General features: G+C 68.6%; 9 protein-coding genes. 4 read left to right on the forward strand and 5 right to left on the reverse strand.

What is annotated here, in order from left to right; genetic code table 11:
* Nucleotides 1–84: 84 nt before the first annotated feature.
* From clpA to H149_RS0103860, 3 genes are all read right to left on the reverse strand, one after another.
* The gene (clpA, locus tag H149_RS0103850; protein ID WP_026352826.1) at nucleotides 85–2,364 is read right to left on the reverse strand and encodes an ATP-dependent Clp protease ATP-binding subunit ClpA; all 2,280 of its coding nucleotides are present in this window, start codon (nucleotides 2,362–2,364) and stop codon (nucleotides 85–87) included.
* Between the two features lie 81 nt (nucleotides 2,365–2,445).
* The gene (gene clpS, locus H149_RS0103855; RefSeq protein WP_020648419.1) at nucleotides 2,446–2,769 is read right to left on the reverse strand and encodes an ATP-dependent Clp protease adapter ClpS; all 324 of its coding nucleotides are present in this window, start codon (nucleotides 2,767–2,769) and stop codon (nucleotides 2,446–2,448) included.
* A gap of 113 nt (nucleotides 2,770–2,882) precedes the next feature.
* Entirely contained in the window at nucleotides 2,883–5,111 is a 2,229-nt protein-coding gene (locus H149_RS0103860) for a CHASE2 domain-containing protein (protein ID WP_020648420.1), read from the reverse strand.
* Nucleotides 5,112–5,284: 173 nt separating this feature from the next.
* Between H149_RS0103860 and gspC the strand changes: the two genes are divergently transcribed.
* The 4 genes from gspC (at nucleotide 5,285) to gspF (ending at nucleotide 11,086) form a co-directional block, all read left to right on the forward strand.
* Entirely contained in the window at nucleotides 5,285–6,151 is an 867-nt protein-coding gene (gene gspC / locus H149_RS21935) for a type II secretion system protein GspC (RefSeq protein ID WP_020648421.1), read from the forward strand.
* A gap of 32 nt (nucleotides 6,152–6,183) precedes the next feature.
* The gene (gspD, locus tag H149_RS19595; RefSeq protein WP_020648422.1) at nucleotides 6,184–8,307 is read left to right on the forward strand and encodes a type II secretion system secretin GspD; all 2,124 of its coding nucleotides are present in this window, start codon (nucleotides 6,184–6,186) and stop codon (nucleotides 8,305–8,307) included.
* Entirely contained in the window at nucleotides 8,307–9,788 is a 1,482-nt protein-coding gene (gspE, locus tag H149_RS0103875; RefSeq protein WP_020648423.1) for a type II secretion system ATPase GspE, read from the forward strand. Before gspD ends, gspE begins: the two co-directional genes overlap by 1 nt.
* Before the next feature lie 80 nt (nucleotides 9,789–9,868).
* On the forward strand, nucleotides 9,869–11,086 hold the full coding sequence (gene gspF / locus H149_RS0103880) for a type II secretion system inner membrane protein GspF (RefSeq protein ID WP_020648424.1): 1,218 nt from the start codon (nucleotides 9,869–9,871) through the stop codon (nucleotides 11,084–11,086).
* 69 nt (nucleotides 11,087–11,155) lie between these two features.
* Here the strand turns inward: gspF and glk are convergent, their stop codons facing one another.
* Together glk and H149_RS0103890 are read right to left on the reverse strand one after the other, a co-directional pair.
* Nucleotides 11,156–12,160, reverse strand: coding sequence for a glucokinase (gene glk / locus H149_RS0103885; RefSeq protein WP_020648425.1), 1,005 nt, complete (start codon nucleotides 12,158–12,160; stop codon nucleotides 11,156–11,158).
* Between the two features lie 66 nt (nucleotides 12,161–12,226).
* Complete coding sequence (locus H149_RS0103890; RefSeq protein ID WP_020648426.1) at nucleotides 12,227–12,763, reverse strand: mechanosensitive ion channel family protein; 537 nt, start codon at nucleotides 12,761–12,763, stop codon at nucleotides 12,227–12,229.
* Nucleotides 12,764–12,789: the final 26 nt, after the last annotated feature.

Genomic DNA, 12,789 nt, shown 5'->3' on the forward strand with positions numbered 1-12,789 from the left:
CGCAGCACGACGAGACCGAGCGAACCACGCGTCCAACGAAAAGCCCGCCTTCCGGCGGGCTTTTCTCGTTTCAGCTCACCAAGCTCAGACCGGTTCGAGCTGCGTCGGCTTCTCGCGCGCCTCGATCTCGAAGGCGAGCTGGTCGCCCTCGCCGAGCAGCACGTGCACGCGACCGCCATTGACCAGCTTGCCGAACAACAGCTCCTCGGCGAGCGGCCGCTTGAGGTTCTCCTGGATCACGCGGGCCATCGGCCTGGCGCCCATCTTGACGTCGTAGCCGCGGTCGGCGACCCACAGCCGCGCCGACTCGTCGACGTCGAGCTGCACGTTCTTCGCCGCCAGCTGCTCCTCAAGCTGCAGGATGAACTTGTCGACCACGCGCAGGATCTCGCGCCGTTCCAGCGGCGCGAACTGCACGATCGCGTCGAGGCGGTTGCGGAATTCCGGCGTGAACATCCTGCGCATCACCTCCATCGCGTCTGTGGTGTGGTTCTGCTCGGCAAAACCCATCGAGCGACGCGACGATTCCTCGGCGCCGGCGTTGGTCGTCATCACCAGGATGACGTTGCGGAAATCCGCCTTGCGGCCGTTGTTGTCGGTCAGCGTGCCGTGGTCCATGACCTGCAGCAGCAGGTTGAAGACATCCGGATGCGCCTTCTCGATCTCGTCGAGCAGCACGACGCAGTGCGGGTGCTTGATGACCGCTTCGGTCAGCAGGCCGCCCTGGTCGAAGCCGACATAGCCCGGCGGCGCGCCGATCAGGCGCGACACGGTGTGGCGCTCCATGTACTCGGACATGTCGAAGCGGATTAGCTCGATGCCGAGCAGCTGCGCCAGCTGGCGCGTCACCTCGGTCTTGCCGACACCGGTCGGGCCGGCGAGCAGGAAGTTGCCGATCGGCTTGTCCGGATTGCCGAGGCCCGAGCGCGACAGCTTGATGCTGGCGGTCAGCTGCTGGATCGCGGCGTCCTGACCGAAGATCACCAGCTTCAAGTCGCGTTCCAGCGTCGCCAGCCTGTCGCGATCGTTGCTCGATACGCTCTTCGGCGGGATGCGCGCGATCTTGGCGACGGTCTCCTCGATGTCGCGGACCTGCACGGTCTTGCGCTTCTTGCTCTCCGGCAGCAGGCGCAGGCGCGCCGCCGCCTCGTCGATGACGTCGATCGCCTTGTCCGGCAGATGGCGGTCGGTGATGTGGCGGACCGACAGCTCGACCGCCGAGCGCAGCGCGCCGCGCGTGAACTGCACCTGATGGTGCTCCTCGAAGCGGGCACGCAGGCCCTCGAGAATCTTCACGGCGTCATCGACGCTCGGCTCGCCGACGTCGATCTTCTGGAAACGGCGCGCCAGCGCGCGGTCCTTCTCGAAGATGCCGCGGTATTCCTGATAGGTGGTCGAGCCCATGCAGCGCAGCTCGCCGGAGGCCAGCAGCGGCTTGAGCAGGTTCGAGGCATCCATCACGCCGCCGCTGGCAGCGCCGGCGCCGATGATCATGTGGATCTCGTCGATGAAGACGATCGAACCCGGCCGCTTCTGCAGCTCGTTGATGACGGCCTTGAAGCGCTTCTCGAAATCGCCGCGGTACTTGGTACCGGCGATCAGCGCGCCGAGGTCGAGGCTGTAGACGACCGCATTCTTCAGCAGGTCAGGCACCCGGCCCTCGACGACCAGCCAGGCGAGGCCCTCGGCGATCGCGGTCTTGCCGACGCCGGCCTCGCCGACCAGCAGCGGGTTGTTCTTGCGGCGACGGCACAGCGTCTGCATGACGCGCTCGATCTCGAGGTCACGACCGATCAGCGGATCGATGCGACCTTCGGCGGCGCGCTCGTTGAGATTGACGGCGTACTGCTCCAGCGCGCTCTGCGTCTGGCTCTTGTCGCCGCCGTCCTCGCCGTTCTCGGCGTCCGGCGCCTTGTCCGGCTGCGAGGAGCCGTTCTTGGCGATGCCGTGCGAGATGAAGTTGACGATGTCGAGGCGCGACACGCCCTGCTCGCCGAGCAGGTAGACCGCATGCGTGTCCTTCTCCGAGAAGATGGCGACGAGCACATTGAGCGTCGACACCTGCTTCTTGCCGGCCGCCTGGACGTGATAGATCGCCCGCTGCAGCACGCGCTGGAACGACAGCGTCGGCTGCACTTCGTGCTTCTCGACGTCCTTGATCGACTGGATGTGGTTGCGGATATAGTCCTTGAGCGCGACCTCGAGCTTCTCGGTGTCGGCGCCGCTCGAGCTGAGCGCTTCGGCGACGTGCGTGTCCGACAGCAGGGCGAGCAACAGGTGCTCGACCGTCAGCAGCTCATGGCCTTCCATCCGGGCCGAAACGAAAGCCGCATCCAGCGCCTTCTGCAGTTCTTCGCTAAGCATCCGCGACCTCCGCGCGCGAGCGCGATACCACGTTCGTGAAACCAAACATACCCTGACCGGCCAGGCCGCGCACGATCAGGCTCAGGCCTGCTCCATGACAGTCAGCAGCGGATGCTGATTCTTGCGCGCGTAGGCGTTGACCTGCGCCGTCTTCGTCTCAGCGATCTCCGCCGGAAACACCCCGGCGACACCGCGTCCCGCCGTATGAATCTCCAGCATGATCTGTACCGCCTTCTCCCGGGAGTGGCGGAAGAACTGCTGCAAAACCTGGACCACGAATTCCATCGGCGTGTAGTCATCGTTGATCATGATGACCTTGTACTGCGGCGGCGGGGCCAGCCGGGGCTTGGCCTCCTCGATCGCCAGGCCCTGACCGGAATCGCCGCGTTTGACCTCTTTGCTCATGGTGCCAGTTTACCGTCGTCGTCCCATTGTGGGGGCATCGCCAGGCAACTCAAGCAGCCGCCGGAAAGCCGCCGGCGACCGTCCGTCGCGACCGCCAGCGACAGGCGGCGCGGCTACTTGTGGTCGAAGGTGAAAGCGCCGTCCCAGCCTGGCCCCGGCGGGTGCCGGCGCAGCCAGGCGATGCGCTCGCGGAACAGTGCATAGACCGGCTGCGGGCGCTCGCCCTGCGCCAGCAGCGCGAACTCGTGTTCGGCGGCGTCCCACTGCTGGGCGCGGTAGAGCTTGAGCGCACCGCGGTGACGGGCCAGATCCTGGCGCAGCCCCGGATCGAGCGCGTCCTTGGGGCCGAACGGCTCGTAGATCGCGACCGGCTCCTGCTTGCCCTTGACGCGGACGTAGTCGAGTTCGCGGAACGCCCAGTCCCCCGGCGCCGCGTCGCGGGTCGATTGCGTGCAGAGGATCGACACCCCGTAGGCCTTGGTCAGACCCTCGACGCGCGACCCGAGGTTCACGGCGTCGCCCATCACGGTGTAGGCGCGCCGGAATGCCGAACCCATGTTGCCGACGCTCATCTTGCCGCTGTTGAGACCGACGCCGATCTCCAGCCGCGGCCAGCCGCGCGCCGCGAACTCGGCGTCGAGCTCGCGCACCGCGCGCAGCATCTCCAGGCCGGCCTCGAGCGCGTGCAGGCCGTGCCCGGGATCGGCGAGCGGCGCGCCCCAGAACGCCATCACCGCATCGCCCATGTACTTGTCGATGGTGCCGCGATGCTTCTGGATGACGGCGGTCTGCCGGGTCAGGAAGGCGTTCATCAGCGCCGCCAGTTCGCGCGCGTCGAGACGTTCGGAGATGCTGGTGAAGCCGCGCACGTCGGAGAACAGCACCGTCATCTCGCGGCTCTCGCCTTCCATCGAGATCTCGCCGCCGCGCTCGGCCATTTCGGCGACGATCTCCGGCGGCACGTACTCGCCGAAGGTCTTGGAAATGCTGCGCGCGCGGCGCGATTCGATGAAGTAGCCGTACAGCAGATGCGCCATGAACAGCGTCAGCGTGAACAGCACCGGCACGCCGAGCGGCACGATGAAATCGGCGCCCTGCCACAAGGCCAGCGCCAGCGCGATCAGCGCGCCGACCAGGCCGAAGCCGAGCAGCGAGCTCCAGGCCGCGCCCAGATGCGAGAACGCCCAGGCCAGGATCAGCGCCACCGCCAGCAGCAGCACGGCCTCGATGCCGTCGTAGTACGGCGCCTTCTGGCGGATGCCGCCGTTGAGCAGACCGTCGACCAGATTGGCGTGGACCTCGACGCCGGCAAAGACCTTGTTGACCGGCGTGGAGCGCAGGTCGAGGTAGCCGGCGGCGGTCGCGCCCATCAGCACGACGGCGTCGCGCAGCCGGTCCGGCTCGGCGACCGCGCCGCGGATCACGTCGGTCGCCGATACATAGCGAAACGTGCGGTTGTCGCCGCGATACGGCACGTAGGCGGCGGCCTGGGCATCGACCGGCACCGTACGGTCGCCGACGCGCAGTCGCTCCAGATGCAGCGAGGTACGAAGCTCGGGCGGATCGAACTCGAGGCTGACCGGCGCGTCGCCGAGCGCCCGCCGCGCGACCGCCAGCGCCAGCGACGGATAGACCGCCCCCTCGTAGGCCTGCAGCAGCGGCACGCGGCGGTAGACGCCGTCGAAATCGACGCTCGGATTGTCGAAGAAACCGCAGTCCGGCACCGCCTCCTGCAGCACCGGCACGTTGCCGCCGGCGCCGCGCGCGGCGATGAAGCGCACGTCATAGAGCCGCGCACTGGCGGCATCGAGCAGCGGCGCGCACAGGCGCCCGGTCAGCACCGGCTCGCCCGGATCGAGGCGCGGCTTGAAGAAGCTGCCGAGCACCACCGGACGGCCGTGCAGTGCGGCCGCGAAACGGGCGTCGTAATCGAGATCGGCGGCGATCGCCGCGCCGCGCTCGGCCAGCCCCGGCAGGTCGGCCAGCGCGCCGCCGGCCAGTTGCCGCCACAGCCGTTGCGCCTTGTCGTCGGCCTCGGCGAAGACGATGTCGAAACCGAGCACCCGCGCGTGGTAGCGGTCGAACAGCTGCTCGACCAGGATCGCCAGCTTGTCGCGCGTCCACGGCCACTGGCCCTCGGCGGCCAGACTCTTCTCGTCGAGATCGACGATCACGATCTTGGCGTCGGCCCGGTTCGGCATCGTCAGCATGACGCGGGCGTCATAGGTGAACGCCTCGACGACGTCGAGCAGGCGCAGCGGCAGCACGCGCGCGGTATGCAGCAGGAACAGCGCGAACACGACGGCGCTGATGCCGACGCGGATGCGCGTACGTGGCGACATGGTCTTCCCCCGAATCCGGCGCCGGCCGGCGGCGGGCGCGACGCAGGCTACTGAAAGCCGCCCCGGCCCCGCAAATGCGGCTGGCGCCGGGCCGCCCGGAATCGCGGCAACCGTGCAATCCCTTACCGAAATCGGCTATTTCCTTTCACGTGGCGCGGGTATCATCGGCCGTCATGACCCTCAGTCCCTCGCTGCAAACCCTCGGTCGCCTTTACGAACAGCACGGGCGCAAGCTGCCGCCGCTGGCGGTGCTGCTGCTCGTGGTGGCCGTCGCGTACCTGGCGGCGCAGCTGGTCTGGGCCCTGCTGCCGGTCCCCGAGGCGGCCCGCTGGCAGGCGCCGCCGCTGCCGCCGCCGACAGCGGCGGCACGCAGCGAGACCGACGTCCAGGCGCTCGCCGATGCCCACCTGTTCGGGGCCTACCAGCCCCTGCCGAGCGCGCAGAACGCCGCCGACGCGCCCGACACCCGCCTGTCGCTGACCCTGTTCGGCATCCTCTCGGCGACCGCCGAGAACGAGTCGCGCGCGCTGATCGGCAGCTCCGACGGCGACGAAAAACCCTATGCGATCGGCGACGACGTCGTCCGCGGCGTGAGCCTGCAGGCGATCTTCCCCGACCGCGTCGTGCTGTCGCGCAACGGTACGCTGGAGACGCTGCGACTCAGCAAGGACACGCCGAGCACGGCCGAGGCGCCGCCGCCGCCCCACGCCGCCGCGGCCGCCGACACCACGCAGATGCTCGGCCGCATCCGTGACGAGGTGATGAGCGATCCGAGCAAGGCCTCGCAGTACATCCGCGTGCAGCCGGCCAACGTCAACGGCCAGCTCAAGGGCTTCCGCATCTATCCCGGTCGCGACCGCGGCGCGTTCAACCAGCTGGGCCTGCGTCCGGGCGATCTGGTGACCTCGGTCAACGGCGTACAATTGGACGACAGCCAGAAGGCCCTGCAGATGCTGACCGATCTGTCCAAGGCCAACAGCGTATCGCTGACCGTCGAGCGCGGCGGCCAGTCTCAAACCCTCAACGTGACCCTCAATTGAATATGAAGCTCCGCAGACCTCTCGTTTGCGCGATGGCGGCGCTCGTCTGGCTGTCCGCCGGCCCCGCGCATGCGGACATCACCCTCAATCTGAAGGACGCGGACATCAATACGCTGATCGCGACCGTCAGCGACGTCACCGGCAAGAACTTCATCGTCGACAGCCGCGTGCGCGGCAAAGTGACGGTGATCTCGGCCTCGCCGATGAACTCCGACAGCCTCTACGAGACCTTCCTCGCGGTGCTGCAGGTCAACGGCTTCGCCGCGATTCCGTCGGGCGGTGCGATCAAGATCGTGCCCGACGCCAACGTCAAGTGGGAGGGCGGCGCCTACACCTCGGACGGCACGCGCCTGGCCCGCGACGAGGTCGTCACCCACGTCTTCCAGCTGCAGAACGTCAGCGCCTCGCAGCTGGTGCCGATCCTGCGTCCGCTGATGCCGCAGTGGGCGCATCTGGCCGCCTATCAGCCGAACAACACGCTGATCGTCGCCGACCGCGCCGCCAACGTCGCCCGCATCGGCAACCTGATCCGCCAGATGGATCAGGCCGGCGACCGCGACATCGAGAACATCAAGCTGCAGTTCGCCTCGGCCGCCGACGTCGTGCGCACGCTGACGACGATGACGCAGCAGGACAAGCAGGCCGATCCGGCGAGCAAGCCGGCAACCATCATCGCCGACGAGCGCAGCAACAGCATCCTGATCGGCGGCGACAAGGCCGACCGCGCGCGCCTGATCGCGATCGTCCGGCAGCTCGACGTCGAGTTGCCCGAAGGCGGTTCGACGCAAGTCGTCTATCTGCGCTACGCCAGCGCCGAAAACCTCGCGCCGATCCTCGAAGGCTACGCCCAGCAGGTCAAGCAACAGCAGCAGCGCAGCGCCGGCGCCACCGCCACGGCAGCGCCGGCGGCCACCAGCAGCGCATCCGGCGGCGGCAACGGCGACGCCCGCGTGCTCGCCGACAAGGACACCAACGCGCTGATCATCACCGCCCCACCGAAGGCGATGCGGCAGATCCGCGACGTCATCGCCCAGCTCGACATCCGTCGCGCGCAGGTCCTCGTCGAAGGCATCGTCGCCGAGGTCAGCGCCAACAAGCAGAAGGAGATCGGCGTCGACTGGGTGGCTTACGACCCGAATCACGTCGCTGCGGCCGGCATCCTCAACAGCAGCACGCAGAGCGCGCTGTCGCGTCTGAGCAGTGTGACGACCTCGACCAGCACCAGCACCGCCTCCTACGCGGCCGCGGCCGCGTCGCTGATCGGCTCCGGCGGCACCATGGTGGTCGGCGCCACGACCGGCTCCGGCGGCATCTACGGCGCGCTGATCCGCGCCCTGAAGAGCGACGGCGACACCAACGTGCTGTCGACGCCGTCGCTGGTCACGCTCGACAACGAGGAAGCGAAGTTCTCGGTCGGCCAGGAAGTGCCGTTCCTGTCTGGCAGCTATGCGAACACCGGCACCTCGTCGGTGTCCGGCGCGGTCAACCCGTTCCAGACGATCGACCGCAAGGACGTCGGCCTGACGCTGTCGGTGACGCCGCAGATCAGCGAGGGTGACACCGTCAAGCTGAAGATCAATCTGGAGATTTCGGGCATCGCCAGCGGCGCCGCCGGCTCGTCGAACCTGATCACCAACAAGCGCACGCTGAGCAATGTCGTCAGCGTCGAGGACGGCCAGATCCTCGTCATCGGCGGCCTGATCGACGATCAGATCCAGGCGTCGAAGAGCTCGGTCCCGCTGCTCGGCGATATCCCGCTGCTCGGCGGCCTGTTCCGCAGCAACTCGATCAAGAAGAGCAAGCAGAACCTGATGCTGTTCATCCGGCCGTCGATCCTGCGCCAGGACACGCAGATCGAGTACTACTCGCGCAAGAAGTACGACAACGTCCGGCAGTCGCTGATCGACGCCGCCAGCGGCACCGACTATCCGCTGCTGCGCAGCTTCGACACCTGGCGCGGCGACCGCCCGCCGCAGACCGCGCCGTCGGCGCCGGCGCCGGAATCGCCCGCCGCGAGCCCGACGATGCCGCCGATCGAAATCGCGCCGCCGGCGACGCCGGGCGCCGCCGCGCCGGCACCCGCCCCGCAGCAGGCGCCCGCCCAGGCGCCGGGCGCGATCCCGGCACCGACGACCGAGCCGTCGCCGACCCCATGATGGACACGCTGCGGCGCCCGCCGTTCACGTTCGCCAAGCGGCACGGCCTGATCGTCACCGAAGACCTTGGCGACCACGTCGTCGCCGTCGCGCGCCCCGGCGTCGCGCTCGACGCGGTGCAGGAAACACGCCGCTTCGTCGGCCGCCCGCTCAAGCTGCAGTCGGTGTCGGCCCAGGAGTTCGACGCGCTGCTGTCGCGCACCTACGAAGGCCAGACCGCGGCGACCGCGAGTCTGATGGACAGCCTGCAGGACGACGAGGCCGATCTCGACGCGCTCGCCCAGGCGCTGCAGGACAACCAGGATCTGCTCGAATCCGACGACGACGCGCCGGTCATCAAGTTCATCAACGGCCTGCTCGTCGAGGCGATCCGCGAGAACGCTTCCGACATCCACATCGAGAGCTTCGAGAGCCGCCTGCAGATCCGCTTCCGCGTCGACGGCGTGCTGCGCGAGGTGATGGCGCCGCCGCGCCAGCTCGCACCGCGTCTGGTCTCGCGCATCAAGGTCATGGCCAAGCTCGACATCGCCGAGAAGCGCCTGCCGCAGGACGGCCGCATCTCGCGCGCGTTCGGCGGCCGCAAGGTCGACGTGCGCGTGTCGACGATCCCGACCGGCGTCAATCAGGAACGCGTGGTGATGCGTATCCTCGACAAGCAGGCCGAGAAGCTCGACCTCGAACAGCTCGGCCTCGACGCGCATTCGATCGCCGCGCTCAAGCGCATCATCCACCACCCCTACGGCATCCTGCTGGTGACCGGTCCGACCGGCTCGGGCAAGACCACGACGCTGTATTCCGCGCTGTCGGTGCTCAACGACCGCTCGCGCAACATCATGACGGTCGAGGATCCGATCGAGTACTACATCGACGGCGTCGGCCAGACCCAGGTCAACACCAAGGTCGAGATGACCTTCGCGCGCGGCCTGCGCGCGATCCTGCGCCAGGACCCGGACGTGGTGATGATCGGCGAAATCCGCGACCTCGAAACCGCCGAGATCGCGGTGCAGGCCTCGCAGACCGGCCACCTCGTGCTGTCGACGCTGCACACCAACACCGCGGTCGGCGCCGTCACGCGCCTGCGCGACATGGGCGTCGAACCGTATCAGCTGTCGAGCTCGCTGATCGGGCTGATGGCGCAGCGTCTGGTGCGCCAGCTGTGCCGGCACTGCAAGGAACCGTACGAGGCCAGCGCCGCCGAGAAGGAGCAGCTCGACCGCGACCCGGCGCAGCCGCTGACGCTGTTCAAGCCGGTCGGCTGCCCGGCCTGCCGCCATACCGGCTACCTCGGCCGCACTGGCGTGCACGAAGTCATCGAGGTCGACCGCAAGCTCGAGGCGATGATTCACGACAACGCCTCGGAGCAGCAGCTCGAAGCCTACGCGCGCTCGCAGGGCCCCGGCATCCTGCAGTCGGGCCGCGACAAGGTGGTCGCCGGCCAGACCACGCTGCGCGAAGTCCTGCGCGTGACGATCGAGGATTGAAGATGCCTGCGTCGCCGCCTCGTCCCGATGCCGGCCGCACCGTCGCGTCGGCGCCCGCCACGATCGGGCGCGGCTGACGCATGGCCGCGTACGAATACAGCGCCCTCGACGCACAGGGCCGCCAGAAGAAGGGCCTGATCGAAGGCGATACGCCGCGCCACGCCCGCCAGCTGCTGCGCGAGCGGGGCCTGACGCCACTCGACGTCACCCAGGTTTCCGAACGCCGGGCCAGCGGCAGTGCGCCGTTCAGCCGCGGCGGTGGCAGCATCGGCAGCGCCGAGCTCGCCCTGTTCACGCGCCAACTGGCGATCCTCGTGCGCTCGGGCCTGCCGCTCGACGAAGCGCTGACCGCGGTGTCCGAGCAAAGCGAGAGCAAGCGCGTCAAGCGCGTCGCGCTCGGCGTGCGCGCCGGCGTCGTCGAAGGCAACTCCCTCGCCCATTCGCTGAACCAGTTCCCGAACGCCTTCCCGCCGCTGTTCCGTGCCACCGTCGAGGCCGGCGAGCAGTCGGGCAAGCTCGACTACATCCTCGAGCGCCTCGCCGACTACGTCGAGCGCCGCCAGGTGCTGAAGTCGCGCGTCAGCCTCGCGCTGATCTACCCGGTGATCCTGACGGTGGTCGCGATCGGCGTGGTCGTGGCGCTGCTGACCTACGTGGTGCCGCAGGTCGTCGGCGTGTTCGACAGCATCGGCGCGCAGCTGCCGCTGCTGACGCGCGCGCTGATCGCCGTTTCGAACTTCCTGCGCGAATGGGGCATCTACCTGCTGATCCTGATCGCCGCCGGCGCGTTCATGTTCGCGCGCATGATGCAGGCTGCGCCGTTCAAGCGGCGCGTGCACAACTTCCTGCTGCGGGTGCCACTGATCGGGCGCCTCACGCGCGGCGCCAACACTGGCCGTTTCACGCGCACGCTCGGCATCCTGTTCGGCTCCGGCGTACCGATCCTCGACGCCATGCGCATCGGCACGCAGGTCGTCACCAATCTGCCGATGCGCGAAGCGATCGACGAAGCGACGATCAAGGTCCGCGAGGGTGCTTCGCTGAGCCGTTCGCTGGCAGCCAGCAAGCTGTTCCCGCCGATCACCGTGCACCTGATCGCCTCTGGCGAGTCGTCCGGCCGTCTCGACGAGATGCTCGATCGCTCCGCCGAGAACCAGGAGCGCGAAGTCGAGATGCTGGTGCAGACCACGGTCAGCGTGTTCGAGCCGGCACTGATCGTCGTGATGGGCGGCATCGTGCTGCTGATCGTGCTCGCGATCCTCGTGCCGATCTTCGATCTGAACCAGCTGGTCAAGTAGAGCCGGGCGCCATCCCTGCGGCCGGCGCGCGCGGCGCACGCTCCGTTGCGGAGCGCCGCCCCGCCCCCGTCAGCCGCCGCGCCGTTCGTGCAGGCCCAGCGCGCAGGCAGCGGAGCCGAGCAGGCCGACGTGCGGATGCGTGATCGCCAGCGTCGGCACCCGTTGCAGCAGTGGCTCGAAGCGCCCCTTGCGTTCGAAGCGCGTACGGAACGCGCCCTGCTCCAGCCAGTGCACCAGTTTCTGCGTGATGCCGCCGGCGAGGTAAACGCCGTCCCAGGCGCCGTGCGCGAGCACGGTGTCGCCGGTGAAACTGCCGAACAGCCCGCAGAACAGCGCCACGGTGCGTCCGGCCAGACTGTCCGGATCGGCCTCCGCCTGCCCGGTGATCTGCGCCGGCGTCTCGGCGCCGGCGGCGACCCCTTCGATCTCGGCGACCACGCGATACAGATTCAGCAGGCCCGAACCGGACAGCAGACGTTCGGCCGACACGCGCGGATAGTGCCGCAGCATCAGCTCGAGAATCTTCAGCTCGTAGCCGTCCGCCGGCGCGAAGCCGACGTGCCCGCCCTCGGTCTCGATGACGATGGTCTCGCCCTTGCGCAACAGCAGACGGCCGACGCCGAGGCCGGTGCCGGGGCCCAGCACCGAGTAGTGGCCGTCGCTGTGATCACGCGCGAGGCGTTCGGGCATCGAGCCGATCGCGCGCACGTCGGCATGGCCGAGGTGCGGCACCGCATGGCCGACCGCCGCGAAGTCGTTGATCAGCTGCAGCGCCCGCAGGCCCAGCTCGGCGCGCAGCGCCTGTACCGAGAACGCCCAGGGATTGTTGGTGATCTTGATGTGGTCGCCGGTGACCGGCGAGGCGACGGCGAACACCGCGGTCTCGACCTGCGTCCCGCAAAGATCGAGATAGTGCCGGGCCGCCGCGCCGAGCGTCGGATAGTCGGCGGCCCTCAGCTCGCGAATCGCCGACAGCACCGGCCGCTGTTCGGCGTCGCCCGAAGCCAGCGCGAAGCGCGCATTGGTGCCGCCGATGTCGGCGACGAGGAACGGCAGTTCGGACGTGGCAGGCATGGTGCGGATCGGCTCCGGAGCTTGAGCCGATCATTCTAGGGGCGCGCGCCGGCGCCTGGCGAGGCGTCAGTGGCCGCCGCGCCAGCGGCGCACAGCCTTCTGGAAGAACATGCTGTTCGGGATCTGCACCTGGGCGCCGCCGCCTTCGCTGAGCGTGGTGTAGAGCAGGTTGATCGCGACCACGCGCCCCTTCAGGCCGGGCTTGTCGGCGGCATCGACCAGTTCGACCTCATCACCGAGCCGGAACGCGCCGACGGTGAAGATCAGGATCGCGCACAGCAGGTTCGACAGCACGCTCCAGATCGCGAAGAAAGCGATCGCGGCAACCGCCACGAAGCCGGATACGGCCGTCCACAGCACCGTCGCCGACACGCCGATCCGGCCGAGCACGGCGATCAGCGCCGCGATCCAGATCAGCGCGCGCAGACTGCCGCGCAGAACGAGCGCGAGCTCGGGCGCAAACAGATAGCGACGCGCAATACGCTTGAGCGCGCGCGCCACCAGGCGCTGCACGATCCAGGCGCCGAGCAGAATGACGACGACCTGCAGGGCAAGCAGCGCTGGCGCGCTCCACTGCTTCAGGGTTGCGTAGAGCGGATTCATGACGACGAGGCGCGACGGGCGGCGCG

Source organism: Solimonas variicoloris DSM 15731 (genome assembly GCF_000382285.1).
GTDB classification, from domain to species: domain Bacteria; phylum Pseudomonadota; class Gammaproteobacteria; order Nevskiales; family Nevskiaceae; genus Solimonas; species Solimonas variicoloris.